Origin of the sequence: Streptomyces sp. NPDC096040 (assembly GCF_040303265.1) — a bacterium.
Classification (GTDB): domain Bacteria; phylum Actinomycetota; class Actinomycetes; order Streptomycetales; family Streptomycetaceae; genus Streptomyces.
On sequence record NZ_JBEOTA010000013.1, the window covers coordinates 98548 to 125104 of the forward strand.

25 protein-coding genes are annotated in these 26557 nt (G+C 72.9%); 17 read left to right on the forward strand and 8 right to left on the reverse strand.

The annotated features are described in order from the left end of the window. The 5 genes from ABTY98_RS19420 to ABTY98_RS19440 are packed head-to-tail and all read left to right on the forward strand — an operon-like array spanning position 1 to position 7877. On the forward strand, positions 1 to 4518 hold the full coding sequence (locus ABTY98_RS19420) for a beta-ketoacyl synthase N-terminal-like domain-containing protein (protein ID WP_352222138.1): 4518 nt from the start codon (positions 1 to 3) through the stop codon (positions 4516 to 4518). Continuing rightward, positions 4515 to 4832 (forward strand): acyl carrier protein, encoded by a 318-nt coding sequence (locus tag ABTY98_RS19425; protein WP_352222139.1) that lies wholly within the window; start codon positions 4515 to 4517, stop codon positions 4830 to 4832. The genes ABTY98_RS19420 and ABTY98_RS19425 overlap by 4 nt, the downstream gene beginning before the upstream one ends. Before the next feature lie 3 nt (positions 4833 to 4835). Beyond that, on the forward strand, positions 4836 to 5651 hold the full coding sequence (locus tag ABTY98_RS19430; RefSeq protein WP_352222140.1) for an alpha/beta fold hydrolase: 816 nt from the start codon (positions 4836 to 4838) through the stop codon (positions 5649 to 5651). Then, a complete protein-coding gene (locus ABTY98_RS19435; protein WP_352222141.1) occupies positions 5648 to 6838 on the forward strand; it encodes a glycosyltransferase in 1191 nt (396 codons plus the stop codon). Before ABTY98_RS19430 ends, ABTY98_RS19435 begins: the two co-directional genes overlap by 4 nt. Beyond that, positions 6822 to 7877, forward strand: coding sequence for a class I SAM-dependent methyltransferase (locus tag ABTY98_RS19440; protein WP_352222142.1), 1056 nt, complete (start codon positions 6822 to 6824; stop codon positions 7875 to 7877). Before ABTY98_RS19435 ends, ABTY98_RS19440 begins: the two co-directional genes overlap by 17 nt. 2 nt (positions 7878 to 7879) lie before the next feature. Here the strand turns inward: ABTY98_RS19440 and ABTY98_RS19445 are convergent, their stop codons facing one another. Next, positions 7880 to 8860, reverse strand: coding sequence for a lysylphosphatidylglycerol synthase transmembrane domain-containing protein (locus ABTY98_RS19445; RefSeq protein WP_502994283.1), 981 nt, complete (start codon positions 8858 to 8860; stop codon positions 7880 to 7882). A gap of 227 nt (positions 8861 to 9087) precedes the next feature. On the opposite strand from ABTY98_RS19445, the gene ABTY98_RS19450 reads away from it, so the two are divergent. Continuing rightward, entirely contained in the window at positions 9088 to 9732 is a 645-nt protein-coding gene (locus ABTY98_RS19450; protein WP_352222144.1) for a DedA family protein, read from the forward strand. Between the two features lie 91 nt (positions 9733 to 9823). Here ABTY98_RS19450 and ABTY98_RS19455 read toward each other — a convergent pair whose 3' ends face one another. Then, positions 9824 to 10351, reverse strand: a complete 528-nt coding sequence (locus ABTY98_RS19455; RefSeq protein WP_352222145.1) for a gamma carbonic anhydrase family protein — start codon at positions 10349 to 10351, stop codon at positions 9824 to 9826. A 110-nt stretch (positions 10352 to 10461) separates the two neighbouring features. Between ABTY98_RS19455 and ABTY98_RS19460 the strand changes: the two genes are divergently transcribed. Further along, on the forward strand, positions 10462 to 11226 hold the full coding sequence (locus ABTY98_RS19460) for an acyltransferase (protein WP_352222146.1): 765 nt from the start codon (positions 10462 to 10464) through the stop codon (positions 11224 to 11226). A gap of 1 nt (position 11227) precedes the next feature. Here the strand turns inward: ABTY98_RS19460 and ABTY98_RS19465 are convergent, their stop codons facing one another. Continuing rightward, positions 11228 to 12085 carry an EamA family transporter gene (locus ABTY98_RS19465; RefSeq protein ID WP_352222147.1) on the reverse strand — a complete coding sequence of 286 codons (858 nt, stop codon included), beginning with the start codon at positions 12083 to 12085 and terminating at the stop codon, positions 11228 to 11230. A gap of 115 nt (positions 12086 to 12200) precedes the next feature. Here ABTY98_RS19465 and ABTY98_RS19470 point away from each other — a divergent pair, with 115 nt between their 5' ends. Both ABTY98_RS19470 and ABTY98_RS19475 read left to right on the forward strand, forming a co-directional pair. Next, the gene (locus ABTY98_RS19470) at positions 12201 to 12773 is read left to right on the forward strand and encodes a helix-turn-helix domain-containing protein (protein ID WP_352222148.1); all 573 of its coding nucleotides are present in this window, start codon (positions 12201 to 12203) and stop codon (positions 12771 to 12773) included. 32 nt (positions 12774 to 12805) lie between these two features. Then, positions 12806 to 13360: a YbaK/EbsC family protein gene (locus ABTY98_RS19475; protein ID WP_352222149.1), complete on the forward strand. Its 555-nt coding sequence runs from the start codon at positions 12806 to 12808 to the stop codon at positions 13358 to 13360. On the opposite strand, the gene ABTY98_RS19480 is transcribed toward ABTY98_RS19475, so the two are convergent. Further along, on the reverse strand, positions 13357 to 14427 hold the full coding sequence (locus tag ABTY98_RS19480) for a cation diffusion facilitator family transporter (RefSeq protein WP_352222150.1): 1071 nt from the start codon (positions 14425 to 14427) through the stop codon (positions 13357 to 13359). The two genes, ABTY98_RS19475 and ABTY98_RS19480, sit on opposite strands and share 4 nt — an antisense overlap. Before the next feature lie 71 nt (positions 14428 to 14498). Between ABTY98_RS19480 and ABTY98_RS19485 the strand changes: the two genes are divergently transcribed. Beyond that, positions 14499 to 14894: an ArsR/SmtB family transcription factor gene (locus ABTY98_RS19485; protein WP_352222151.1), complete on the forward strand. Its 396-nt coding sequence runs from the start codon at positions 14499 to 14501 to the stop codon at positions 14892 to 14894. A 3-nt stretch (positions 14895 to 14897) separates the two neighbouring features. Here ABTY98_RS19485 and ABTY98_RS19490 read toward each other — a convergent pair whose 3' ends face one another. The 3 genes from ABTY98_RS19490 to ABTY98_RS19500 all read right to left on the reverse strand — a co-directional run bounded on the left by ABTY98_RS19490 (position 14898) and on the right by ABTY98_RS19500 (position 18470). Then, positions 14898 to 16106 (reverse strand): 4-hydroxybenzoate 3-monooxygenase, encoded by a 1209-nt coding sequence (locus ABTY98_RS19490; RefSeq protein ID WP_352222152.1) that lies wholly within the window; start codon positions 16104 to 16106, stop codon positions 14898 to 14900. An 81-nt stretch (positions 16107 to 16187) separates the two neighbouring features. Then, entirely contained in the window at positions 16188 to 17825 is a 1638-nt protein-coding gene (locus tag ABTY98_RS19495) for an APC family permease (protein WP_352222153.1), read from the reverse strand. Between the two features lie 231 nt (positions 17826 to 18056). Next, positions 18057 to 18470: a CoA-binding protein gene (locus ABTY98_RS19500; RefSeq protein WP_352222154.1), complete on the reverse strand. Its 414-nt coding sequence runs from the start codon at positions 18468 to 18470 to the stop codon at positions 18057 to 18059. Positions 18471 to 18677: 207 nt separating this feature from the next. Here ABTY98_RS19500 and ABTY98_RS19505 point away from each other — a divergent pair, with 207 nt between their 5' ends. From ABTY98_RS19505 to ABTY98_RS19525, 5 genes are all read left to right on the forward strand, one after another. Continuing rightward, entirely contained in the window at positions 18678 to 19409 is a 732-nt protein-coding gene (locus ABTY98_RS19505) for a hypothetical protein (RefSeq protein ID WP_352222155.1), read from the forward strand. After that, positions 19406 to 19948, forward strand: a complete 543-nt coding sequence (locus ABTY98_RS19510) for a SixA phosphatase family protein (RefSeq protein WP_352222156.1) — start codon at positions 19406 to 19408, stop codon at positions 19946 to 19948. Before ABTY98_RS19505 ends, ABTY98_RS19510 begins: the two co-directional genes overlap by 4 nt. Positions 19949 to 19995: 47 nt before the next feature. Beyond that, positions 19996 to 20622, forward strand: coding sequence for a YigZ family protein (locus ABTY98_RS19515; RefSeq protein ID WP_352222157.1), 627 nt, complete (start codon positions 19996 to 19998; stop codon positions 20620 to 20622). A gap of 107 nt (positions 20623 to 20729) precedes the next feature. Further along, on the forward strand, positions 20730 to 21893 hold the full coding sequence (locus ABTY98_RS19520) for an exonuclease SbcCD subunit D (RefSeq protein ID WP_352222158.1): 1164 nt from the start codon (positions 20730 to 20732) through the stop codon (positions 21891 to 21893). Positions 21894 to 21927: 34 nt separating this feature from the next. Then, positions 21928 to 24936 carry an AAA family ATPase gene (locus ABTY98_RS19525; RefSeq protein ID WP_352222159.1) on the forward strand — a complete coding sequence of 1003 codons (3009 nt, stop codon included), beginning with the start codon at positions 21928 to 21930 and terminating at the stop codon, positions 24934 to 24936. Here ABTY98_RS19525 and ABTY98_RS19530 read toward each other — a convergent pair. Further along, positions 24933 to 25379 carry an Lrp/AsnC family transcriptional regulator gene (locus ABTY98_RS19530; RefSeq protein WP_352222160.1) on the reverse strand — a complete coding sequence of 149 codons (447 nt, stop codon included), beginning with the start codon at positions 25377 to 25379 and terminating at the stop codon, positions 24933 to 24935. The two genes, ABTY98_RS19525 and ABTY98_RS19530, sit on opposite strands and share 4 nt — an antisense overlap. A 135-nt stretch (positions 25380 to 25514) precedes the next feature. Between ABTY98_RS19530 and ABTY98_RS19535 the strand changes: the two genes are divergently transcribed. Together ABTY98_RS19535 and ABTY98_RS19540 are read left to right on the forward strand one after the other, a co-directional pair. Beyond that, the gene (locus tag ABTY98_RS19535) at positions 25515 to 25991 is read left to right on the forward strand and encodes a rhodanese-like domain-containing protein (protein ID WP_352222161.1); all 477 of its coding nucleotides are present in this window, start codon (positions 25515 to 25517) and stop codon (positions 25989 to 25991) included. A gap of 48 nt (positions 25992 to 26039) precedes the next feature. Next, positions 26040 to 26555: an immunity 21 family protein gene (locus tag ABTY98_RS19540; protein WP_352222162.1), complete on the forward strand. Its 516-nt coding sequence runs from the start codon at positions 26040 to 26042 to the stop codon at positions 26553 to 26555. Positions 26556 to 26557: the final 2 nt, after the last annotated feature.

The following is a 26557-nucleotide window of genomic DNA, read 5'->3' on the forward strand; positions in this document are numbered from 1 at the left end:
ATGACCGACGACCGCCAGACACCGGTCGCGATCGTGGGCATGGCGGTGCTGCTGCCCGGTGCCGCCGGCCTCGACGCCTACTGGAGAAACCTGCGCGACGGCGTGGACGCGATCGGCGAGGTGCCCGCGGGGCGCTGGGACACGGACTACTATCGGCCCGGCTCGGCGACCGGGCCCGCCGTCCCCGACCAGGTGTACTGCCGGCGCGGCGGCTTCGTGGACGGCCTCGCCGAGGTGGAGGTCACCCGGTACGGCATCATGCCGAGCTCGGTCGACGGCACCGAGCCCGACCAGCTGATCGCCCTGGACGTGGCCGCCGCCGCGATCGCCGACGCCGGCGGCGAGGACAGGCTGCCCGACCGGCACCGGATCGGCGTGGTCCTCGGCCGGGGCGGCTATCTCACGCCCGGCCTGGTCCGGCTCGACCAGCGGGTCCGGACGGCGGGGCAACTCGTGCGGACCCTGGGCGAGTTGGTGCCGGATCTTACCCCCGGCCAACTGGCCCGGGTGCGGGAGGCGTTCACCGAGCGACTCGGGCCGGCCAGCCCCGAGTCGGCGATCGGCCTGGTGCCCAACCTCGCCGCCTCCCGGATCGCCAACCGCCTCGACCTGCGCGGCCCCGCCTACACCGTGGACGCGGCCTGCGCCTCCTCGCTGGTCGCCGTCGACCAGGCGGTCACCGAACTGGCCGCCGGGCGCTGCGACCTGATGCTGGCCGGGGGAGTGCACCACTGCCACGACATCACCCTGTGGAGCGTCTTCTCCCAGCTGCGCGCGCTCTCCCCGAGCCAGCGCATCCGCCCCTTCCACCGCGAGGCCGACGGCATCCTCATCGGCGAGGGCACCGGTGTCGTCGTCCTCAAGCGCCTCGCCGACGCCGAACGCGACGGCGACCGCGTCTACGCCGTGATCCGCGGTACGGGCGTGGCCAGCGACGGCCGTACCGCGGGACTCGTCAATCCAGACCCCGGCGGCCAGGCGCACGCCGTACGCCAGGCCTGGCGGGCCGCCGGTCTCGACCCCACCGCACCGCACTCCGTCGGGCTCCTGGAGGCGCACGGCACGGCCACCCCGGCGGGCGACGGTGCCGAACTCACCACCCTCACCGAGGTGTTCGGACCGGCCGAGGAACGCGCGGTGCTCGGCTCCGTGAAGTCGATGATCGGCCACACCATGCCGGCCGCCGGAGTCGCCGGCCTGGTCAAGGCGGCTCTCGCCCTGCATCACGCCACCCTGCTGCCCACCCTGCACTGCGACGACCCGCACCCGGCACTCGCGGACACCCGGTTCCGCACCCTGGACCGGGCCGAGCCCTGGGAGACCACCCCCGACCAGCCGGTGCGCCGGGCCGGGGTGAACGCCTTCGGGTTCGGCGGGATCAACGCCCATGTGGTGCTGGAGGAGGCACCCGGCGGGCGTGCCGCCGCCGCCGCGCACGTCACGACGGTCACCGAGCCCGAGCGCATCCTCCTCCTCGCCGCCCGCACCCCCGAACAGCTCGCCGCCGCCCTCGCCGCCGACGACTCCGCCGTCCTCGTCGCCGGTCTCGCCCCCGACCGCGCCCACCCGGAGGCCGGTCCGGCCCGTCTGGGCATCGTCGACCCCACCGCCAGACGGCTCGCCCTCGCCCGCCGCGCGGTCGGCAAGGGACGGGCCTGGCAGGGCCGCAACGACGTGTGGTTCCGGCCCGCCCCGCTCCTCGACACCGGCAAGCTCGTCTTCGTCTTCCCCGGTCTGGAAGGCGAGTTCACTCCCCGCGTCGACGACATCGCCACACATTTCGGCCTCCCCACCGTCACCGGCTCCGCCGCTCAGGACGTACGGATCGGTGACGTAGGCCGTCATGGGTTCGGTGTCGTCGGCGTGGGGCGGCTTCTGGACAGCGCGCTGCGCCGGATGGGTGTGGTCCCGGACGCGGTCGCCGGGCACAGCGTCGGCGAGTGGACGGCGATGGTGGCCGCCGGGCTCTACTCCGCTGACCAGGTGGACGCTTTCATGGCCGAGTTCGACCCGGACGCGGTCACCGTCCCGGGCCTCGCCTTCGCCGCCGTAGGCGCCCCCGCCGGGCGGGTCCTGGCCGCCCTGGACGACGACTGGGCGGACGCCGGGATCGTCCTCTCCCACGACAACGCGCCGGGCCAGTCGATGGTCTGCGGTCCGGACCGGGCCGTCGAGGAGTTCGTCCGCGCCTTCCGCGCCGACGGGGTGCTGTGCCAGGTGCTGCCGTTCCGGTCGGGTTTCCACACGCCGATGCTGGAGCCGTACCTGACGCCCATCAAGGCGGCCGCCGAACGCTTCCGGCTGCACCGGCCGACCGTGCCGGTCTGGTCCGGCACCACCGCGGCCCCCTTCCCGCAGGCCGAGGCGGAGGTGCGCGAGCTGTTCCTCCGGCACCTGCTGGAGCCGGTCCGGTTCCGGCAGCTGGTCGAGGCGCTGTACGCCGCCGGGCACCGCACCTTCGTCCAGACCGGCCCCGGCCAGCTCGCCTCCCTCATCGCCGACACCCTCGGCGACCGCGACCACCTCGCCGTCGCCGCCAACTCCCCGCACCGCTCCGGCCTCGCCCAACTCCGGCGCGTGGCGACCGCTTTGTGGACGGCCGGGGCGGCCGTCGCACCGGCCGTCGTACCGATCACCCCCGGAACGACCGGCGCGAGCACGCCGTTACGACACCGCCCGCCCGTCCGCCTCGACCTGGACGGCGCCCTGGTGTCCCTGGAGGGCGCGGTCCTCCATCGACTCCGCGCGGAGCTGGGGCGGCCGCTCGCGCCCACCGGTCCGTCCCCGCTCGACGACCTCGCCGTCCATATCCCGGCCGCCGCCGAACTCAACGCGCTGCTGCGCGACACCGCGGACACCGCGGTGGCCGTCCTCTCCGCGCGCCGGACGCCGACCGCGCCGGTCCCCGCGGCCTTGCCCGTTCCACCGGTTCCGTCGGCCCCACCGGCCCGACCGGCTTCCGTGACCCGGATCACCACCGTCCGGGTCTCCCCGGACACCATGCCCCACCTGCTCGACCACTGCTTCTACCCGCAGCGCCCCGACTGGCCGGACATCGAGGACCGTTGGCCGGTCGTCCCGGCCACCACCATCGTCCGGCACATGACGGACGCGGCCGAGGAGGCCACCGGACTGCGCGCGGTGGCCGTGCACGGAGCCCGCTTCGACCGCTGGCTCACCGCCACGCCTCCCGTCGACGTCCCGGTCACCGTCACCCCCGAGGGCCCCGGCCGCGTCTCGGTCACCTTCGGTCCCACCGCCCGCGCGGTGGTCGAACTCGCCCCCGGCTACGCGCCCCCGCCCGCCGCACCCACCCCGCCGCCGGCCCCCGAACGCGCCCCCGACCACACCGCCGACCAGCTCTACTCCGAGCGCTGGATGTTCCACGGCCCGGCGTTCCAGGGCGTCACCGAACTCACCGCGATCGGCGACCGGCACGTCAGCGGAGTGATCACCACGCCCGCCGCCCCGGGCGCCCTGCTCGACAACGTCGGCCAGATCCTCGGCTACTGGATCATGGCCACCCGCACCGAGCGGACCGTCGTCTTCCCGGTGGGGATGCGGGAGATCCGCTTCCACGGCCCCCACCCCGCGCCCGGCACCGAGGTCGGCTGCCTGGTGCGGATCACCTCGCTCACCGACACCGTCCTGGAGGCGGACGTGGAGCTGACCGTCGAGGACCGGGTGTGGGCCCGCATCGGGGGCTGGCAGGACCGGCGCTTCGACAACGACCCGCAGACCCGCCCGGTCGAGCGCTTCCCTGACCGCAACACCCTCTCCGAGGCGCAACCCGGCGGCTGGGCACTGCTCCACGAACGCTGGCCGGACCTCGCCTCCCGTGAGCTGATCATGCGCAACTCCCTCGGCGGAGTGGAGCGTATGCGGTACGCCGAGCACGCTCCGCGCGGCCGCAGACAGTGGCTGCTCGGCCGGATCGCCGCCAAGGACGCGGTACGGCAGTGGCTCTGGCAGCACGGCGAGGGGCCCGTCTTTCCCGCCGAACTCCGGCTCCAGAACGACGAGTTGGGACGTCCCTTCGTGACCGGTGTGCATGGCCGCACCCTGCCCGCGCTGGATGTCTCCCTCGCCCACCGGGCCGAGGCGGCCGTGGCGATCGTACGACCGCACCGGCCCGGACCCGGCCCGGGCATCGACATCGAAGAGGTCACCGAACGCGACCCGGCCGCGATGGAGGCCGCCCTCGGCGCGAACGAACTGCGCCTGCTGCACGGACTCGCCGGAACCGGCTCCACAGCGCTGTGGTTCACCCGGTTCTGGGCCGCCAAGGAGGCCGTCGCCAAGGCGGAGGGCACCGGATTCGACGGTCGCCCGAGGGACTTCGCCGTCCTGGAGGCGGACCCGCACGGCAGCCGGCTGCTGGTCTCGGGCCGGCTGGAACGCGCCTACCCGGTGCACTGCGCGCCGGTCCGCAATCCCCCCGCACTGCCGGACCGCGACTACGTCGTGGCCTGGACGACCGGACCGGCAGCCGCAGACCCAGAGGAGGACCCGCGATGAATCCGGCCCAGCCCGAAGTCCGCGCCGACGAGGAGGCTGTGCTCGCCGACCTCACCCGGATGCTCCGCACCCTCCTGGAGGAGTACGGCGACGACGACGCCGAGATCGGCATGAGCACCACCTTCAACCGCGACCTGGAGCTGGAGAGCATCGACCTGGTCACCCTCGCCGGACTCCTGGAGGAGCGGTACGGGAAACGGGTCAACTTCGCCGAGTTCCTGGCCGGGATGGAGTTCGACGAGATCATCGGGCTGACCGTCGGCCGGCTGGTGGAGTACGTCGTGTGGAGCCTGAAGGCCACGGAGGTTGGCTGAGCCATGGCGATCGTCGACACCGGAGACATCCGGCTGCATGTGCAGAGAATGGGGCCGGGGGAGGGCCGTACCCCGGTCGCCACCGTGGTCCTGGTGCACGGGCTGCTCACCGACAGCCTCGCCAGCTACTACTTCACCGTGGCGCCCGCCTTCGCCGTGTCCGGCCTGGACGTGGTCATGTACGACCTGCGCGGCCACGGACGCAGCGGACGCCCGTCGGGCGGCTACACCCTCGACCACAACATCGACGACCTGGAGGCCCTGCTCGACCGGCTGTCGATCACCGGCCCGGTCCATCTCGTCGGCAACTCCTACGGCGGCACCATCGCCTTCGGCTACGCGGCCCGCCACCCCGAACGCGCCGCCAGCCTCACCCTGATCGAGTCCGAACCCGCCACCGCCGCCTGGGCGGACAAGCTCGGCGGCATCCTGCACCGGGTCGTCACCGAACTCGCCCACAACGAGTCGGACGCCATCGCCTGGATCACCTCGAACCGCGGCCACAACACCGCCCGCCTGGCCAGGGGCGCGGCCCGGCTCGCCCGCGAGACCAGCCTCGGCCGCGACATCCCCGCCAGCCGGGTCCTCACCGAGGAGCAGATCAGCGCCGTACGCTGCCCGGTCCTCGGCGTGTACGGCGGTGACTCGGACCTGGTGGAGGTGGTCCCGCTGAAGGAGGCCCTGCTGGCGGACTTCCGGTCGGTGGTACTGCCCGGACACGAGCACTCCGTGCTGGTCGAGGCGGCCGGCACGGTCGGCGGACACATCATGGAGCTGATCCACTCGGTCAGCGAGGCGCGGGCGGCCGGCGTCCGATGAGCGGCTTCCTCTTCGTCGTACCGCCCCTGGTCGGGCACATCAACCCGGCCGTCGGCGTCGCGGCCCAACTCACCGCGCGCGGACACCGGGTGGCCTGGGTCTGCCCCGACGCCGGGCTGCTGCGCCGGCTGGCGGGACCCCAGGCACGGGTGTTCCCGTGCGCCGGCGTGGCCGAGGGCGAACGGCCCGCGGACCTGCGCGGCGCGGAGGCGCTGAAGTTCCTGTGGGAGTGGTTCCTGGTGCCGCTCGCGGAGGCGATGGCGCCCGGCGTCCGGGCGGCCGTCGACGACTTCCGCCCCGATGTCGTGGTCGCCGACCAACAGGCCTTCGCCGGCGCCCTGGTGGCCGAGCGGCTCGGCCTGCCCTGGGCGACCTCCGCGACCACCTCCGCCGAGTTCGGCGGCGCCTACGACGGCATCCCCAAGGTCGCCGAATGGCTCCGGGCCCGGCTCGCGGAACTCCGGGACCGCATCGGCGACCCGGCCGGCACAGCGGACCCGCGCTTCTCGCCGCACCTTACGCTCGCCTTCACCACCCCCGAACTCGCCGGTGCCACCGACCAGATGACGATCCGTTTCGTCGGCCCCTCGATCTCGGAGCGGCCGGTGGCCGACGGCTTCCCCTGGGAGTGGCTGGACCCGAGCCGGGAGCGGGTCCTCGTCTCCCTCGGCACCGCCAACGCGGACGTCGGCGGACGGTTCCTGGCCGAGTGCGTGGCCGCCGTACGCGAACGGGCCCACCGGGTCCAGGCGCTGGTGGCCGACCCCGGAGGCACCCTGCCCCCCGCGACCGACGACAAGGACCTCCTGATCCTGCCCTTCCTGCCCCAGCTCGCGCTCCTGGAACGGGTCGACGCGGTCATCTGCCATGCCGGGCACAACACCGTGTGCGAGGCCCTGTGGCACGGCGTCCCGCTGATCGTCGCCCCCATTCGGGACGACCAGCCGGTGATCGCCGGACAGGTCGTCGACGCGGGCGCGGGCATCCGGGTCAGATTCGGCAGGGTCACCGGCCAGCGGCTGGGCGAGGCCCTCGACACCGTCCTGTACGAGCCCGGCCCGCGCACCGCGGCGGCCCGGATACGCGCCGCGTTCCGCGCCGCGGGCGGTGCACCGGTCGCCGCATCCCACCTGGAAGACCTGGCAGTCGACTCGCGATTCAGGAGACCCGATGAGCAAGCAGAGTGACATCGAGGCGCTGCGCTCCGCCTACCAGCGGGACCTGGCCGACGGCGTCGACCGCTTCTTCGAACCCCGCCGCACCACCTGCCCCTGGTGCCACTCCGACCGGCTGACCACCCGGCTGCGCACCACCGACCTGCTCCAGCACAAGCCCGGCCGCTTCGTCCTGGACCGCTGCCAGGAGTGCGGGCACACCTTCCAGAACCCGCGCCTGAACGGGACCGGCCTGGAGTTCTACTACCGCGACTTCTACGACGGCCTCGGCGAACGGAAGATGAGCGGGACCTTCGGCGGCCGCACCAAGATGTACCAGGGCCGCGCCGAGTCCATGCTCCCGCACGACGCCACCCCCAAGAACTGGCTCGACGTCGGCACCGGACACGGCCACTTCTGCGAGGCCGCCCGCGAGGTCCTGCCCGGCACCGCCTTCGACGGCCTCGACTTCACCGACGGCGTCGAGCTGGCCGCCCGCGAGGGCCGGGTGGAGCGCGCCTACCGGGGCGCCTTCCCGGAACTGGCCCCCGACCTCACCGCCGGCTACGACGTGGTCAGCATGTTCCACTACCTGGAGCACAGCACCGACCCCGACAGTGAACTGCGCGCCGCCCACCAGGCGGTACGCCCCGGCGGCCACCTCCTCATCGAGGTCCCCGACCCGGAGAGCCGCTACGCCCGGCTCCTCGGCCGCTGGTGGCTGCCCTGGCTCCAGCCGCAGCACCTGCACTTCATCCCCGTCGCCAACCTCCGTGCCCGCCTCACCGACCTGGGCTTCACGGTGGTCGCGGAACAGCACGCCGAGGCGCACGACCCGGTCGACCTGCTGGCCGCCGTCTGGCTCGCCCTGGACCACACCGCCCCGCCCGAGGACGCCCCCTGGCTGCCCCGCCCGCCGGGCGCCCTCCGGAAGACGGCACGCGCCGCCCTGCTCCTGGCCGGCATCCCGGCCCTGATCGCCGGCACGCTCGCGGACCGCTTCGCCGTACGGCCGCTCTCGCACCGCCTGCGCGTCTCCAACGCCTACCGCGTGGTCGCCCACCGCAACTGAAGTCAGAGCACCTTCGCGCGGATCATCGCCGAGAGCACCAGGGCGCCCGGCAGCAGCGGCACCCAGTCGGTCAGGACGCGGTATCCGATCACGGTCGCGGTGGCCACCGCGACCGGGGAGCCGAACGCGGCCAGAGTGAACACCAGCGCCGCGTCCACCGCGATCCCGCCGGGCGCCGGTACGGCTCCCCCGGCGGTGCCCGCCGCCAGATACGCCAGGGTCACCTCCGCCCACGACAGCCCGAGTCCGAGCGCCTCCCCGGTGCAGGCCAGCACACTCGCCTGCACCAGCGGCATCGCCGTGGCCCCGCCCCACAGGGCCAGCACCCGGGAGGGCCGGGCGTGCACCGTCCGGGCATCGGTGAGCGCACACCGCACCAGCCCGGTGATCGGCCGCCGCAGCGGCCGTACGACGACCATGGCCACGCCCACCAGGGTGAGCACGGCGGCGACCGGGATCAGCACCACGCCGTCCGGGACCAGCTCGCCCAGCCGCCGCCAGGCGGACGAGGACAGCAGGAACCCGATGAGCACGACCGTCTTCGCACCCGACTTGGCCACCGAGTACAGGGCGATCGAGGCGGTGGCCCGGTCCAGGGCGATCCCCCGGGCGCGCAGGAAGCGCACCGTGACGGCGTGCGCGCCCAGTCCGCCGGGCAGCGCGTGGTTGGCGGCTCCGGCGGCGAACTGCGAGGCAAGCAGCAGCCCCGGTGGCAGCCGGTCGGGCACGGCACCCTGCCGCATGGAGGCGGCCACCACCCAGGTCAGGCAGGTGAGCCCGCCCGCCGCCAGCAGCCACGCGGGCTCGGCGCGAGCGAGCCGGCCGACCCCCTCGTACAGCAGGGACTGGTTGGTCAGCCCCCAGACCGCCGCGATGAGCAGCGGGGACAGACAGAGGGCGAGCCGGAGCGGCCGGCCCGCCATCGACGGCGTCGGCAGGGCACGCACAGGCGCGTCGGAGCAGGACGAGGACAGTGACGACAGTGAGGACACGGGGACGTTGTCCTTCCACGGCGGGCCGCGGTGGGGAGCCGCAGGCGAGCGGGACCGCAGGCGTGCGGGACCGCTGGGGAGCCTTCCCGTCCCGTATGACACCCGGATGTCCGAAAACCGAAGGCCGGGGGGCGGGCCGGTGCCGCAGGCGCGGCCGTACCCCGCCGACCGGGTAGCCTTCGAAGGGTACGGACGACGCGACAGGGGAGGATCCGGCGGTGCACGTCCAGGAATGGCTCGACTCGGTGCCGGCGGTCGCCGTCTACGCCGTGGTGGCGCTGGTCATCGGACTGGAGAGCCTCGGCATCCCGCTGCCGGGCGAGATCGTCCTGGTCTCCGCCGCGCTGCTCTCCTCCCAGCACTCGGGCATCAACCCGGTCGTCCTCGGCGCCTGCGCCACCGCGGGTGCGGTGATCGGCGACTCCATCGGCTACGCGATCGGCCGCAAGGGCGGCCGCCCGCTGCTGGCCTGGCTGGCCCGGAAGTTCCCGAGACACTTCAGCGAGGGCCATGTCGCCACCGCCGAACGCTCCTTCGAGAAGTGGGGCATGTGGGCGGTCTTCGTCGGCCGCTTCATCGCCCTCCTCCGCATCTTCGCGGGTCCGCTGGCGGGCGTCCTCCACATGCCGTACTGGAAGTTCCTGACGGCGAACCTGCTCGGCGGCATCTGCTGGGCGGGCGGCACGACGGCGGTGGTCTACTACGTGGGCATCGTCGCGGAGGACTGGCTGAAGAGGTTCTCGTACCTTGGGCTGGCACTGGCGGTCCTGGTGGGCCTGGCGTCGATGCTGATCGTCAAGCGCAAGGCGAGCAAGGTTGAGGCGACGCAAGAGGAAGCGGAACCGGTCGGCGCCGGGGAGTGAGGCGCGCCCCTTGGGGGCGCGGGCTGTATCAATGTGCGGCTCCGCCGCATGGGCGCGACCAGCCCCCACAACGCCGCACCCGCCCCCGAACCTACTCGTGCACCCCGCGATGCGCCTTGGCCAACTCCGCATACAAGGTCCCGTTAAGGGTCACCCCCTGCCGTTCCTCCTCGCTCAGCTCGCGCCGCACTTTGGCCGGCACCCCCGCCACCAGCGACCCCGCCGGCACCACCATCCCCTGCGGCACCAACGCCTGCGCGGCCACCAGTGACCCGGCGCCGATCACGGCCCCGTTCAGCACCGTCGCCCCCATCCCGACAAGGCAGTCGTCCTCGACAGTCGCCCCGTGCACCACCGCGTTGTGCCCGATGGACACCCGTTCACCCACACGCACCGGAAACCCCGGATCGGCGTGCAGCGTCACGTTGTCCTGCACGTTCGCCTGAGCCCCCACGACGATCCGCTCGACGTCCCCCCGGACCACCGCGCCGTACCAGACACTCGCCCCGGCCTTCAGCGTCACGTCCCCGATCACCGAGGCGGTCGGCGCCACGAACACGTCGTCCTCGATCTTCGGCTCCCGCCCGCCGATCCCCACGATCAGCGCTTTCTGCGTCATCACGGTCTCCCGTCGTCATCGTTGTCCACGGAAACCTAGCTCACCCCTTGGGGCGAAGATCACAGCAGCACGCCCTCTTGTCGGGGGCCCCCTCCGCGTACCGTGACCCCGTGCCGAAGCCCAAGAACACGTTCTCGTCCTGGTGCCGCCGCCTTGCCCAGCGGGCGGTGCACGCGGCCTGGGCCTGGGTGCAGCGCACGGGCTCCGTCACCGCTGACCACCCCGGCCGCTTCCACTTCGGCGCGATCGGCGAAGCCACCCGCCTCGCCTTCCCGCTGGGCACGGTCTTCGGCGACCCGTGGATCCACCTCGGCTCCCACTGCATCGTCGGCGAACAGGTCACCCTCACCGCGGGTCTGATGCCCGACCTCGACCTCGGCCCGGACCCGATCCTGCGCATAGGCGACGGGGTCGTCCTGGGCCGCGGCAGCCATGTGATCGCCGACACGACCGTCACCATCGGCAGCGACTGCTACTTCGGCCCGTACGTCTACGTCACCTCCACCAACCACTCCTACGACGACCCGCACCAGCCCATCGGCAAACAGTGGCCCCGCATGGAGCCCGTGGAGATCGGCCCCGGCTGCTGGATCGGCACCGGGGCGGTGATCCTGCCGGGCGCGCGGATCGGCCGGAACGTGGTGGTGGCCGCCGGCGCGGTGGTGCGGGGTACGGTGCCCGACCACGCCGTGGTGGCCGGCGCGCCCGCCCGGGTCGTACGCCGCTGGACCCCCGAGACCGGCTGGCAGCCCCCGCTGCGCACGCCCGCGCCGGTGCCGATACCGGAGGGCATGACCCCGGAGCAACTGCGCGCCCTGGCGGAGCTTGACGAGGAGGGTGTGGCGCGGCTCGCCGCCCTGGAGAGCGAGAACTGACTCAGCCGGTGGCGAGCAGCAGCGTCCCCACCAGCGCCAGCCCCGCTCCCGCCGCCTGGACGGCCCGAAGGCGCTCGCTGAGGAAACCGCGGGCCGCCAGCGCGGTGACCACCGGGTAGAGCGAGGCGAGCACCGCGGCGACGGTGACCGGGCCGTGCTGGGCGGCCACCGAGTACGTGCCGTTGGCGGCGACGTCGGCGAGACCGACGAAGCCCAGCGCCGGGACCGTGGACCAGTCGAAGCCGCCCTCCGGCAGCGCCGGCGCGCCGTGCCGCACGGACAACCACAAAGCCGCGCCGCCCGTCGCCACGCTGGTCAGCCGCTGGACGAAGAGGGCCAGGAAGAGGCCGGTGACCGTAGTGGACGCCTCCGCGATCAGCGCGAACACCGTGCCGAAGCCGCCCGCCGCGACCAGGGTGAGCAGGATCGTCCGACGCTGGACGGGCGCGCCGCGCAGTTGAGGGCCGCCCGCCAGGACGACCCCGGTGACGGCGACCGCGATACCGGCGACCTGGAGCAGCCCCGGACGCTCGCCGAGTATCAGCCCGACACCGACCGGGACGGCGACGCTCAGCGTGGCCAGCGGGGAGACCACACCCATCGGGCCCAGGGCGAGGGCCTTGTAGAAGGAGAACAGCGCGACCGGCCCGACCAGGCCCGCCGCGAACGCGAACCAGAGCCGGGGCCCGGCCTCGCTCCAGCCGCCGGTGGCCACCACGATCACGCCGAGTACCGCCGCCGCGATCCCCTGCGAGACGACGACCACGGTGAGCGCCGGGGCGCGTCGCGTGAGCAGCCCGCCGCCGAAGTCGGCCAGTCCCCACAGGAGACTGGTGGTCAGGGCGAAGAATGCTGTCACGGCCCGCCTCGCAGTACAGTTCGGTGAACGATCAGGTACATCCCACCGTAGTTCACTCGGCTGAACTCTGTCATTCAAAATACTGGACCGCAATGCTCACGACGATGGACGGAACGTGTCGGACCTCGACCTGCTGACCCAGTCCCTGGCCCGCAACGTAAAGCACTGGCGCTCGGTGCGCGGCTTCACCCTCGACGTGCTCGCGGCCCGGGCCGGGGTCAGCCGTGGCATGCTCATTCAGATCGAGCAGGCCCGCACCAACCCGAGCATCGGTACGGTCGTCAAGATCGGCGACGCGCTCGGCGTCAGCATCACCACACTGCTCGACTACGAGCAGGGCCCCAAGGTCCAGATCGTCCCCGTCGACAAGGCCGTACGGCTGTGGCACACCGAGGCCGGCAGCTACAACCGCCTCCTCGCCGGCACCGAGGCGCCCGGCCCGCTGGAGATGTGGGACTGGCGTCTGATGCCGGGCGAGAGCAGTCCCTCGGAACCCCACCCGGCCGGCACTGTGGAGATCGTCCATGTCACCGCCGGTGAACTGACCCTCATCGTCGACGGGGCCGAGTACCGCGTGCCGACGGGCGCCAGCGCCTCCTTCGAGGCCGATACGGCCCATGTGTACGGCAACACCGGCGACGTGCCGATGGAGATGGTGATGACGGTCTCCGTCCCGCCGGTGGTCTGAGCCTTCCGTCGACCGGCTGTTAGCGTGCGGACATGCGCGCACCCATCGGAGACTTCACCACCGCCGTCCCCGTCCCCGACTGCCTCGACGAGCTGACCGCGCCGGTCGCCGACGCCGTACGCCACTGGAGCGGTGCCGTCCCCGCCGAGCAGATCGTCTACGTCGACACCGACCCCCGGTGGGCGGACACCGCGGTCTTCGTCGAGCACTACGGGCACGAGCTGCTGGAGCGGTCGGCCAACTGTGTGGTGGTGGCGGGCAAGCGTGGCGGCGAGACGACGCTGGCCGCCTGTCTGGCCCTGTCCACCACCAAGGTCGACGTCAACGGTGTCGTACGCCGTCAACTCGGCGCCCGCAAGGCATCGTTCGCCTCGATGGACACCGCGACCGGGGAGACCGGCATGGAGTACGGCGGCATCACCCCGATCGGCCTCCCACGCGACTGGCCCCTGTTGGTGGACTCGGCCGTCGTCGACCTGCCCTACGTCCTGGTCGGCAGCGGCCGCCGCCGCGGCAAACTCCTGGTCCCGGGCAAGGCGTTCACCCAGCTTCCGGGCGCGGTCGTGCTGGAGGGCCTGGGCGTCTAAGGCGTTGCGTGGTGGGCCAGTGCCAGGTGCGGGTCCGCCTCGCCCGGTGCCGGTGCCGGATCGGCGTGCACCGTAGCCGCCGTCAGTCCGGCTACGGCGTGCAGCAGCGCGTGTTCCGCCGCGACCGCGACCGCGTGCGCCTGCCGTACGGTCGCCTCGCCGTCGACCACGACCGCGACCTCGGCCCGCAGCCGGTGCCCGATCCACCGCAGCCGCAACTCACCCACCGACCGCACCCCCGGCACCTCGCGCAGCGCCCGCTCGGCCCGGTCCACCAACTCCGGGTCCACGGCGTCCATCACCCGCCGGAACACCTCACGGGCCGCGTCCCGCAGCACCAGTGCGATCGCCGCGGTGATCGCCAACCCCACCAGCGGGTCGGCGAGTCGCCAGCCCAGCGCCGCCCCGCCCGCCCCCACCAGCACGGCCAGCGAGGTGAATCCGTCGGTACGGGCGTGCAGCCCGTCGGCCACCAGCGCCGCCGAGCCGATCTCCCGGCCCACCCGGATCCGGTACCGGGCCACCCACTCGTTGCCGGCGAAGCCGACCAGCGCGGCCACCGCGACCGCCGGCAGGTGCGCGACCGGCCGCGGATCCAGCAGTCGTTCCACCGCGGTCCACGCGGCGAAGGCGGCCGACGCGGTGATCGTCAGCACGATGGCGATCCCCGCGAGATCCTCGGCCCGCCCGTAGCCGTAGGTGAAGCGGCGGTTCGCCGCACGGCGCCCGAGCACGAAGGCGATGCCGAGCGGTACGGCGGTCAGCGCGTCGGCCGCGTTGTGCACGGTGTCCCCGAGCAGGGCGACGGACCCGGACAGGACCACGACGACCGCCTGCAGCAGCGCGGTCACCCCGAGGACGGCCAGCGAGACCCAGAGCGCCCGCATGCCCCGCGCCGAGGCCTCCAGAGCGGAGTCGAGCTTGTCGGCCGTCTCGTGGGAGTGCGGTGTGAGGAGGTGGCCGAGGCGGTGGCGGAGACCCCCTCGCGGCGCGTGGGAGTGACCGTGGCCGTGGTCGCCGTGACCGTCGTGGACGTGCGCGGGCTCATGGTGGTGCCGGTCGCTCATTGCGGCTCCCCTCTCCGGTGCGCGGGACTCGGGACGTGGACATGCGACACCCACAAGGCCATTATGTGCGTATGAGCGCACGCATGCACCTATCACCTGCGCAGCATGCGCATCCGCGCAGCCCGGGCGAGGAACAGTTCGCGCTCGCCGCCGAACTCCTCGCCCTGCTCGGTGACCGCACCCGGCTGACCCTGCTGCACGCCCTGACGGCGGGGGAGGCCGACGTCACCACGCTCACGGAGGTGTGCGGTGCCGCGCGCCCCGCCGTCAGCCAGCATCTGGCCCGGCTGCGGCTCGCGGGTCTGGTGGGCACACGCAAGGAGGGGCGCCGGGTGGTGTACTCGCTGCGCCACGGTCATCTGCGCCGGCTGGTCGACGAGGCGCTGAAGGTGGCGGACCACCGGTTGACCGAAACCGCTGTCGAAGCTCCTGCTGAAGAGGGGGGTCGGCAACACGGTCCGGCGTAGCGTTCAGAAGGCGGCGGCCGAACCGAGGTACTGCTCGGCGAAGGCCGTCGCCGCCGCACGTGAGGTGAACAGTCTGCGCAGCCGGGCCAGCGTGGTGCCCGCGAGGAACGGATCGCCGGACGAGGTGCCGTGGTAGATGCCGGACAGGAACTCGGAGAACTCCTGGTAGTCCCAGACCCGGCGCAGACAGGCGTGGGAGTAGCCGTCCAGGCCGGAGTCGTCGCCCTTGGTGACGTGCGCGGCGATCGCGTCGCCCAGCAGGAAGGCGTCGTGCAGGGCGAGGTTCATGCCCTTCGCGGCGATCGGCGCGGTCAGGTGCCCGGCGTCGCCGGCCAGGAAGAGGCGGCCGAACACCAGGGGTTCGACGACGTAGTTGTGCATGTCCAGCACGCGCTTCTCGATCAGCCGCCCCTCGTTGAGCGGCGGCGCCCCGGCCGCGCCGAGCCGTTCGCGCAGTTCGGCCCAGATCCGGTCGTGCGACCAGTTCTCCGGGTCGTGGCCCGGCGGGCACTGCAGGTAGTAGCGGGTGACCTCGGGGCTGCGCGCCATGTGCCCGGCGAAACCGTTGGGATGGACGCCGAACAGGACACAGTCCGAGGACGGCGGCGCCTCGGCGAGCAGCGCCAGCCACCCGATGCCGTGGTCCTGCCGCGAGACCCGCACCCGCCCGTCCGGTATCGCGTTCCGGGTCACCCCGCGCGCCCCGTCGCAGCCCGCGACGAACTCGCAGTGCAGGACGTGCCGTTGACCGCTCGCGGGGTCGAGGTACGACACGGTGGGCCGGTCCGTCCCCAGGTCGTGAAGCGTGACGTCCCGCACCCCGAACCTGATGTCCCCGCCGCGGACGTCGGCGTACTCGCGCACCAGGTCCGTCACCAGCAACGGCTGCGGATAGACATAGTGGTGCTGGCCCGTCAACTCACCGTAGTCGAACCGGAAGCGCTCGCCGCCGAAGCGGAACTCGCACTCGCTGTGCACCTGCGCCCAGGCCAGCAGGGTGTCGGCCAGACCGCGCTGCTCGAGGCCGCGCACCGCCCATTCCTCGAGGACCCCGGCCCTGGGCCGGGTCTCGATGAACTGTCTGCTCTCGGTCTCCAGGACCACACAGTCGACGGCGGCGGCCCGCAGGATGTTTCCGACGGTCAGTCCGGCGGGTCCGGCACCGATGACGACGACCGCAGGGCGTTCTTCGGAGGGGGAGTTGGGGATCACCCCCGCATTATGACGGTGTCCCGTCAGCCACGGCAGGGCCGCCGTGGCTGACGGGACGCGGGACATGGGCGTCGGGCGGGGTCAGTGCGCCGGGGCGTCGGTGACCACGACCTCGTCGATGCTGCGCTCGATGTCCTGGGCGGGGGAGGCGGTCGCCTTGGCCCAGTAGTAGATGCCGACCGAGAAGACAGCGATGACCAGGATGTCCCACCACAGCGCGATATGTCCCTGGCCGCCGAAACCGCCCTGCCAGGAGATCAGGCCCATGCCCACCAGATAGAAGGGCAGCCACTGCGCGGCCCGGAAGTCCAGCCGGGGCGCATCCGGCAGGTTCTTGCTGTGGGCGTAGAAGGCGTAGCCGCCGAGCAGCAGATAGCCGAGCACGATCGCGATACCCAGCCGCCACAGGGTGTCCCAGCCGGACCAGTAGATGATCAGGTTGGCCACCACGAACGACAGCGGGGAGATCACCTTGCCGAAGGGCAGCCGGTACGGCCGCTCGTGGTGCGGCAGCCGGTCGGCGAAGACGCCGTACGCCAGCGGCGCACCGGCGTACATCAGCACGCTCGCCGAGGTGATGAAGCTGACCAGCTGCTGCCAGCTCGGGAACGGCAGGAAGCAGATCACACCGGTCACGAAGGACATGATGAGGCCGAACCACGGCACACCACGGGCGTCGGTCCGGGCGAAGATCTTCGGCGCGTAGCCGTTCTTCGCGAGGCCGAAGGAAACCCGGGAGGTGGCCGTGGTGTAGATCAGGCCGGTGCCGCCGGGGGAGATGATCGCGTCCAGGTAGAGGATCCAGGCCAGCCAGCCGAGGCCCACCAGGGTGGCGAGGCCGGCCCACGGGCCTTCTATCCCCTTGTAGTAGAGGTGCGCCCAGCCGTGCGCGAACGTGCTGTGCGGCAGCGCGGCGATGAACACCACTTGGAGCAGGACGTAGATGACGGCGCCGATCGCGACCGAGCCGAGCGTGGCGCGCGGCAGATCGCGCTTGGGGTTCCGGCTCTCGCCCGCCAGCTGGATGGCCTGCTCGAAACCGAGCAGGGCGAAGATGATGCCGCTGGTGCTGATCGCGGTGAGCACACCCTTGGCACCGAAGGGAGCGAAGCCCTCCGAGTGGAAGTTGGCCGGGTGGAAGTTACCGATGGCGATGATGAAGATCGCGGCCAGCGGCACGGCGATCTTCCACCAGGTGGCGGCGCTGTTGGTGTGCGCGAGCACCCGCACGCCGAAGAAGTTGACGCCGACGAACAGAGCCATGAGCACGACGGCCACCAGTAGACCGCTGGCGGTCAGGGTGCCGTCGGTGTGCTCGAGATGCTGGGCCCACTTCCAGTGACCGGCGTAACCGATCATGGCCTCGACCTCGATCGGGGCCACGGTCGCCGCCTGGAGCCAGGAGAACCAGCCGAAGGACATGCCGGCCAGGCCGCCGAACGCGTAGTGCGGGTAGCGGGCCGTACCGCCCGCCACCGGGAACATGCCGCCGAGTTCGGCGTGCACCAGTGCCAGCAGCACGATCGCTATCGCGCCGACCACCCACGAGATGGTCGCCGCGGGACCGGCCTGTACGACGGCCTTCTGGGCGCCGTACAGCCATCCGGAGCCGATGATCGAGCCCACAGAGGCCCACATCAGGCCGATCAGCCCGACGTCCCGCCTCAGACCGCCCGAAGGTGCGATGTCCTCCGTCGCGGCTTTATCGACGCTCACCATGTCAAGTGGCCTCTCAGTTTCTGAACGCAGATTTAACGGGCAAGAGGGCACAAGCTAAGGGTGCGTACTGCAATCGGAGAAGAGTGTTGCCAAAGATTTGACCCTCGATCTTTCCTGTCTTGGCCAAAGCTTTTGCACAGGTCAGCGAGGGTCACGGAATGTCCGTATTCAGCTGCGATAAGTGAGAAGAGGGTAAGACAGGCAAGCTCAGATCTTCCTCAAATCCAGCGCTCAGTCCCGGCCCAGGCGGGGAATTTCGATGGCCGGGCAGCGGTCCATGACCATGTCCAGACCCGCGGCCCGCACCCGCTCGTACGCCGCCTCGTCGACCACCCCGAGCTGGAACCACACCGCCTTCGCGCCCTTCGCCACCGCCTCGTCCGCGACGGCACCGGCCAGCTCGCTGTTGACGAAGGCGTCCACCACGTCGACGTCGAAGGGGATGTCCGCGAGCGAGGCGTAGCCCTGCTCCCCGTGCACCGTCTCCGCCTTGGGGTGGACCGGCACGACCCGCTTGCCGAACCGCTGCAGCGCCTGCGCCACTCCGTACGCCGCGCGTCCCCGGTTGGATGACAGGCCGACCACCGCCCAGGTGTCACCCTTCTCGGTCAGGATTCTGCGGATCGTCGCTTCGTCGCCGTACACCGTCGGCCTCCTCGGCTCGGGGGAACATCTGTCGTGACCAACAGCGTCCGCCCGGACCCTGATTCCCTGGCCTGGGCCGGAGCCGCGCAGTACCGTCGGAACAGTCTTCGCGGCAGAAGGTGTCCCATGTCCCGCATGTCCCGCCACGGTGACCGGAATCGGCGCAAGGTGCCTGCGTACGGCCTTCCACCCGCCTACGCTCAGCCCGTGCTGCGCATCCTCGACGCCAAGACCGGTGACACCGTCCCCGCCGCCCCCGCCCGCCGCGCCCTGACCCGGGTCGAGGCCCATGCCTCCGGGTACGACCTGACGGCGCTGCGGGTCCTGCTCACCACCGACCTGCTCCTGCGCGCCCTGGAGATCGGCGGCACCCCGGTCCTGCCCCTGCTCACCGCCGACCACCACCAGGCCGAGTTGCACGCCGCCGCCACCACCCTCGGCATCCGCCCCTTCGAGGACGGCCGCGACCTCGCGTCGGGACTGGGTGAGGCGCAGGTCGTCCACGTGGCGGCGGACGGCGTGACCGTGCCCGGCGCCGGGGTGACCGTCACCGTGGCCCCCGCAGGCGGCCCCGACGCCGGTGTCCTCAACGCGCTGGCCGACCCCGCCGCACTCCGGCTCGCTCTTCTCGACGCCCCGCGCGGCACGGCCGTACACCTCGGCGCCGGTGCCCTCGACGCGGCAGGGCGGCGGCTCGGGCGACTGAGGCAGGCCGTGGCCCAGTGGTCGCGCAGCCCCTCCCGGCCGGTGCCCGAGAAGGTGCGAGGGCGGCTGCGGGACGCCTGGGAGGCCGACCTCGACGTGCCCGGGGTGCTCGGCGTCCTGCGCTGGATGGAGAACCAGCCCGAGATCCCCGACGGCGCCCGCTTCGAGACCTGCGCCTACGCCGACCGGCTGCTCGCCCTCGACCTCACCCGCGACCTCGGGAGCGCCGCGTGACGGCCCGGGCGGGCGCGGGGCCGCTGCGCCGCCTGGTCGTCCTGCGGCACGCGAAGTCGGCCTGGCCCGAGGGCGTACCCGACCACCTGCGCCCGCTGGCGGCCCGCGGCCGCCGCGACGCCCCCGCCGCCGGCCGCGCCCTCGCCGAGTCCGACTGCCTGCCCGACCTCGCGGTCTGCTCCACCGCGGTACGCGCCCGGCAGACCTGGGACCTGGCCTCCGGCCAGTGGGGCACACCACCGCCGGTGCGCCACGACCGGCGGGTGTACGCGGCCGACGTACCCGATCTCCTAAAGGTCGTGCGCGAGGTCCCGGCCGAGGTGGAGACGCTGCTGCTGGTCGGGCACAACCCCGGACTGGAGGAACTGGTCCTGGAACTGGCGGGGGACGGCCTGGACGACACCCTGGAGCAGGTGCGGAAGAAGTTCCCGACGTCGGCGATCGCCGTCCTGGCCTGGCACGGGGCGGGGTGGGCGGCGCTGGGCCCGGGGACGGCACTGCTGACGGAGGTGAGGGTGCCGCGGGGCGGGAAGGAGTAGTCCCGCCTCGGGCCGGACGGGCTCGCGGGTCCGCATAGGCTGGGCGGATGCAGGACGAGTACCGCACAGTCGCCCGCGCGGGCACCCATGAGACCGAGGTCAACCGCTCCCGTTTCCTGTGCGCCCTCGCCCCGGCGGCCACCGAGCAGGAGGCCCAGGACTTCGTCGCGCGCGTCCGCAAGGAGCACGCCGACGCCTCGCACAACTGCTGGGCCTACGTCATCGGCGCCGACGCCTCCACGCAGAAGGCGAGCGACGACGGCGAACCGGGCGGCACCGCAGGCGTCCCCATGCTCCAGATGCTGCTGCGTCGGGACATGCGCTACGTCGTCGCCGTCGTCACCCGCTACTACGGCGGGGTCAAGCTCGGCGCCGGCGGCCTCATCCGCGCGTACGGCGGCGCGGTCGGCGAGGCCCTCGACACCCTCGGCGCGATCACCCGCCGCCGTTTCCGGCTGGCCACGGTGACCGTCGACCACCAGCGCGCCGGCAAGGTCCAGAACGACCTGCGCGCCACCGGCCGCGAGGTCCGAGACGTCCGCTACGGCGAGGCGGTCACCCTCGAGATCGGATTGCCGGACGCCGACGTCGACACGTTCCGCGCGTGGCTCGCCGACGCCACCGCGGGCACGGCGAGCCTCGAACTGGGCGGCGAGGCCTACGGAGACGCGTGACGATCCGAACCAAACGGACATAACCCCCGCATTTCATTCGCCTCATGACGGGCTGATACGGGAGTAACCGTCCGTGATGTCAGACCCGGCCGTTAACCTCGGGGATCATGAGACTCCTGCACACTTCCGACTGGCACCTCGGCCGGGCGTTCCACCGGGTGAACATGCTCGGCGCCCAGGCCGAGTTCATCGGCCACCTCGTGGCGACCGTGCGCGAGCACGCCGTCGACGCCGTGGTCGTGTCGGGAGACGTGTACGACCGCGCGGTCCCGCCGCTGGCCGCGGTCGAGCTGTTCGACGACGCCCTGCACCGGCTCGCCGACCTCGGCGTGCCCACGGTGATGATCTCCGGCAACCACGACTCGGCCCGCAGACTCGGCGTCGGCGCCGGCCTCATCGACCGCGCGGGCATCCATCTGCGCACCGAACCGTCGGCCTGCGGCACACCCGTCGTCCTCCCCGACGCCTTCGGCGACGTCGCCTTCTACGGCCTGCCCTATCTCGAACCCGCCCTGGTGAGGGACGAGTTCGCCGTGGAGAAGGCCGGGCATGAGCCGGTGCTGGCCGCCGCCATGGACCGGGTCCGTGCCGACCTCGCGGCACGCGCGCCCGGCACGCGTTCCGTCGTCCTCGCGCACGCGTTCGTCACCGGCGGCGAGGCCAGCGACAGCGAGCGGGACATCACCGTCGGCGGGGTGGCCGCCGTCCCGGCCGGAGTCTTCGACGGTGTCGACTATGTCGCGCTGGGCCATCTGCACGGCTGCCAGACCATCACCGAGCGCGTGCGCTACTCCGGCTCCCCGCTGGCGTACTCCTTCTCCGAGGCCGACCACCGCAAGAGCATGTGGCTCGTCGACCTGGCCGCCGGCGGCACCGTCACCGCCGAGCGCCTCGACTGCCCGGTCCCGCGGCCGCTGGCCCGCATCCGCGGCACGCTCGAAGACCTGCTCGCCGACCCCGCCCTGACACGGCACGAGGAGGCCTGGATCGAGGCGACCCTCACCGACCCGGTCCGCCCCGCCGACCCGATGGCCCGCCTCACCGACCGCTTCCCGCACACCCTCAGCCTGGTCTTCGCCCCCGACCGCGCCCCGGACGACCCCGACGTGACCTACGCCCGCCGCCTGGCCGACCGCACCGACCGCCAGATCGCCGAGGACTTCGTCGCCCATGTCCGCGGCGCGGGCCCCGACCAGCGGGAACTGACCGTGCTGGGCGAGGCCTTCGACGCCGTGCGCGCGGACGCCGCGGTGCGGGAGGTGGCGCGGTGAGGACGTACGCGCGACGGAACACGGAGGCCGCCCAGTGAGGCTCCACCGGCTCGACATCACCGCCTTCGGCCCCTTCGGAGGCACCCAGAGCGTCGACTTCGACGCACTCTCCGCCGCCGGACTCTTCCTCCTGCACGGCCCGACCGGCGCCGGAAAGACCTCCGTCCTGGACGCGGTCTGCTACGCGCTCTACGGCACCGTCCCCGGCGCCCGCCAGAGCGGCCAGGGCCTCACCCTGCGCAGCGACCACGCCGACCCGGCAACCCGCACCGAGGTCCGCCTCGAACTAACCGTCGGCGGACGCAGGTTGGAGGTCACCCGGCAGCCGCCCTGGGAGCGCCCCAAGAAACGCGGCTCCGGGACGACCCTGGACAAGACCCAGACCTGGCTGCGCGAGTACGACACGACAGGCGGCGCCTGGAAGGACCTCAGCCGCTCGCACCAGGAGATCGGCGAGGAGATCAGCCAGCTGCTCGGCATGAGCCGCGAGCAGTTCTGCCAGGTCGTCCTGCTTCCCCAGGGCGACTTCGCCCGCTTCCTGCGCGCCGACGCAGGCGCCCGCGGTCAGCTGCTCGGCCGCCTCTTCGACACCCGGCGCTTCGCCGACGTCGAGAAACGCCTCGCCGAGCGCCGGAAGGCGACCGAAGCCCGGGTGCGGGACGGCGACTCCGCGCTGCTGGCCGACGCACACCGCATGCAGCAGGAAGCCGGCGAGGCGATGGAGCTGCCGGAGCTGGCCCCGGGCGAGCCCGGTCTCGCCGAGGCCGTCCTCACCGCCGCCGCCGTCGCCCGCAGCACCGCGCGCGAGCGCCTCACCGTCGCCCACTGCCGCCTCACCGCGGCCGAGTCCGCCCAGTTCGCCGCCGACCGTGCGCTGGCCGACGTACGCGAACTGGCTCGGTTGCAGGGCGTTTTCGCCGAGGCCAGGGAGCGGGCCGTACGGCTGGAGGAGCGGGCCGGGGACCGAGACGAGGCGCAGGCGCGGATGGAGCGGGGGCGGCAGGCGGCGGCGGTGGCGCCGGCGCTGGAGCTGCGGGAGGCCGCCGAGGCCGGGCACCGCAGGGCGGCCGCCGCCGAGGCACGGGCACGCGGACTGCTGCCGGAGACCTTCGCGGGAGCCGGTGCGGCAGGGCTCGCCACCGCTGCCCGCCGGGCCGCCGAGGAACTGGGCGGGCTGGAGTCCGCGCGCCGGGCCGAGCGACGGCTCGCCGAGGTCGTCGACGAGTGCGGGCGGCTGGACCGGCAGGAGCGGGACGACCAGGACGCCCTGCGCGAGGCCGAGGGCTGGCTCGCCGACTGGGACGCCGTGCGCGCGGGGCTGCAGACCCGTATCGACTCCGCCCATGAGGCCGCGACCCGCGCCGAGCAGCTCGCCGTACAGCGGGAGCCCGCCCGCCGGCGGCTGGAGGCGGCGCGGCTGCGGGACGAGCTGGGCCGGGACACCGACGAGGCACAGCGCAGGGCCCTGGCCTCCGCGCGACAGGCCGTCGACGCGCGGGCCCACTGGCTCGACCTCAAGGAACAGCGGCTGAACGGCATCGCCGCCGAGCTGGCCGCCGATCTCACCGACGGCGAGCCCTGCGCGGTCTGCGGCTCCACCGAACACCCGGCGCCCGCGCGGAAGTTCGCGGGACACGTCGACCGGGAGGCGGAGGAACGTGCGCTCGCCGACTACCAGCGCGCCGACGAACAGCGCGCCCAGGACGAGCGGCACCTCGGCACCGTCCGCGAGGCACTGGCCGCTGCCACCGCCGAGGCGGCCGACACACCCACCAGTCAACTCGCCGCACAAGTAGACGAGTTGGAGCAGGAGTACGCGCAGGTCCGGCGGCGTGCCTCCGCTCTGCACGCGGCGCACGAGGAGCTGCGGCTCGCCGAGCAGGAGCGCGAGCGCCGGCTGGCAGGCCGGCAGCAGGCCGAGGTCCGGGCCGCCACCAGGCTGACCCGGCGTGAGGGCCTCGGCGCCGAACAGGCCTCCCTGGAGGAACAGCTGGTCAAGGCCAGGGACGGCGCGGTCAGTGTCGCCGCCCGGGCCGCGCAGCTGGAGCGGCAGGTGGCACTGCTCACCGACGCCGCCGACACCGCACGTGCCGCCGACGACGCCGCCCGGCATCTGAAGGACACTGACGCACGGCTCGCCGACGCCGCCTACCGGGCGGGCTTCGACACCCCGCAGGACGCGGCCGCCGCCCTCCTCGACGACAACGCCCACCGCCAACTCCAACGGCGCCTGGACGAGTGGCAGTCCGAGGAGGCGGCGGTGCGCGCGGTGCTGGCGGAGACCGACACCGCGGCCGCCGCCCAGCAGCCGCCCGCCGACCTCGACACGGCCGAGCGCGACGCCGCCACGGCGGCCCAGCGCCTGCGCGACGCCGCCTCCGCCCGCGACCGGGCCGCCCGCTGCTGCGCCGAACTCGACCGGCTGTCCGCCCGCGCGACCGAAGGTGTACGCCGGCTCGGGCCGCTGCGCGAGGAGTACGAGCGGGTCGCCCGGCTCGCCGCCCTCACCGCGGGCACCTCCGCCGACAACGAGCGCCGGATGCGGCTGGAGTCGTACGTCCTGGCCGCGCGCCTGGAACAGGTCGCCGCCGCCGCGACCGTGCGCCTGCACCGCATGTCCTCCGGCCGCTACACCCTGGTCCACTCCGACGACCGCACCGGCCGAGGCCGCAGCGGCCTCGGGCTGCATGTGGTGGACGCCTGGACCGGACGCGAGCGGGACACCGCCACCCTGTCCGGCGGCGAGACATTCTTCGCCTCCCTCGCGCTCGCCCTCGGCCTCGCGGACGTCGTCACCGACGAGGCCGGCGGGGTCCGGCTCGACACCCTCTTCATCGACGAGGGCTTCGGCAGCCTCGACGACCAGACCCTGGACGAGGTCCTCGACGTCCTCGACTCCCTGCGTGAACGCGACCGCAGCGTGGGCATCGTCAGCCATGTCGCCGACCTGCGCCGCCGCATCCACGCCCAACTGGAGGTGGTGAAGGGCAGATCCGGCTCGGCGCTGCGGCAGCGCGGGGTCCAGGTGCTCCAGGTGCTCTAGGTGCCGATCGCGCGGCGGGGGAGGGGCGAGGAGTAGACGACGCTCGTCGTCACCGAACCCAGGGTGCCGATCTTGCCGGAGATCTCCTCCAGGTGGCGCATCGAGCGGGCGGTGACCTTGATGACGAAGCAGTCGTCGCCCGTGACGTGATGCGCCTCCAGGATCTCGGGCGTGGCGGCGACCAGGTCGTGGAACGGCTTGTAGTTGCCGTTCGGGTAGCGCAGCCGGACGAAGGCGAGGACCGGCAGGCCCAGCCGCTCCGGGTCGACCACCGCCGCGTACCCCTGGATCACGCCCGCCTCCTCGAGCCGGCGCACCCGCTCGGTCACCGCACTCGGGGACATCGCGACGGCACGCGCCAGCTCGGCGAAGCTGGCCCGGCCCTCGCGCTGGAGGACATCGAGGATGCGCCAGTCGGTGGCGTCCGGGGAAAACACGGTCATGGGGGATGGATAACAGTGAATCCCCGGCCGGACAAGGTCGCGGCCGGGGATCGTACCTTCAGGGCGGTCGGTCACCGGCCGTAGATTTCCGGTCATGGAGAACCGCCGACACCGGCGGCCGGCGAAAGGCCCGACATGACCGTCACCACCATCGACAACCCCGTTCTGCGCGTCGCTCCCGCCGCACCCGCCGAGGCCGCCGCCCACTTCCGGGCGAGCCTCGTCTTCCACGCCGACGTCTCCGATGTGGCCGCCGCCCTCGCCGCGGACGGCGACCCCGGGTTCGCCGTCCTGGACTCCCGCTCCACCGAGTCCTGGGACCAGGGCCACATCCCCGGCGCCGTCCACCTGCCGACCGCGCTCATCCCCGAGCGGGCGGCCCGGCTCCTCGACCGGGACGTGCCCGTGGTGACGTACTGCTGGGGTCCCGGCTGCAACGGCGCGACCCGTGCCGCCCTCGCGCTGGCCGAACTCGGCTACCGGGTCAAGGAGATGCTCGGCGGGTTCGAGTACTGGGTGCGTGAGGGCTTCGAGTTCGAGACCTGGCAGGGCCGGGCGCACCGGGCTCCGGACCCGCTGACCGCACCCGTCGAGGGCGGCTGCGGTTGCTGATTCCCGGGGGCGAACTTGTGCCGTCGCTGTACGTGTAGGTTCACCCCCATGACTCGTTATGCGGATCCAGGCGCGGTGGAGTGGGTGGAGTCGGGCGGTGGCCCGCTCGTGGCGGTCCCGGAGACGGTCCTGCCGTTCTGGGCCGGAGCCGACAGCGAGGAGCTGGCCACCGACTACGACCGGGCCTGCGAGGTCGACGGCTATGTCGGACTGCTCCCGGTCGGGGACAGTGCGGCCCTGGTCCTCGGCGACGAACCCGCCTCGACGTCCTTCCTGCCGGACCACGGCACGTTCGTACGCTGGTCCGCCGCCAACTCCGAGGACGAACTCCTGGCCCAGGTCCCCGCCGCGCTCGAGAGCGCCGTGTGGGAGAACGAGATCCACTGGCAGGTCCCGGGCCCTGTCGTCCTGTTCGACTCCGCCTGGCCGGGCGGCGAAGCCGAGGGCGGGGACCATCTGCGGGTCCCGCTGGAGCCCGGCACCTACGAGGTGCGCGCCGCCTACACCAGGCCCGGCCCGGAAACCTGGCTGGGACTGGTGCGGTTGCGCAGGATCGAATCCTGACC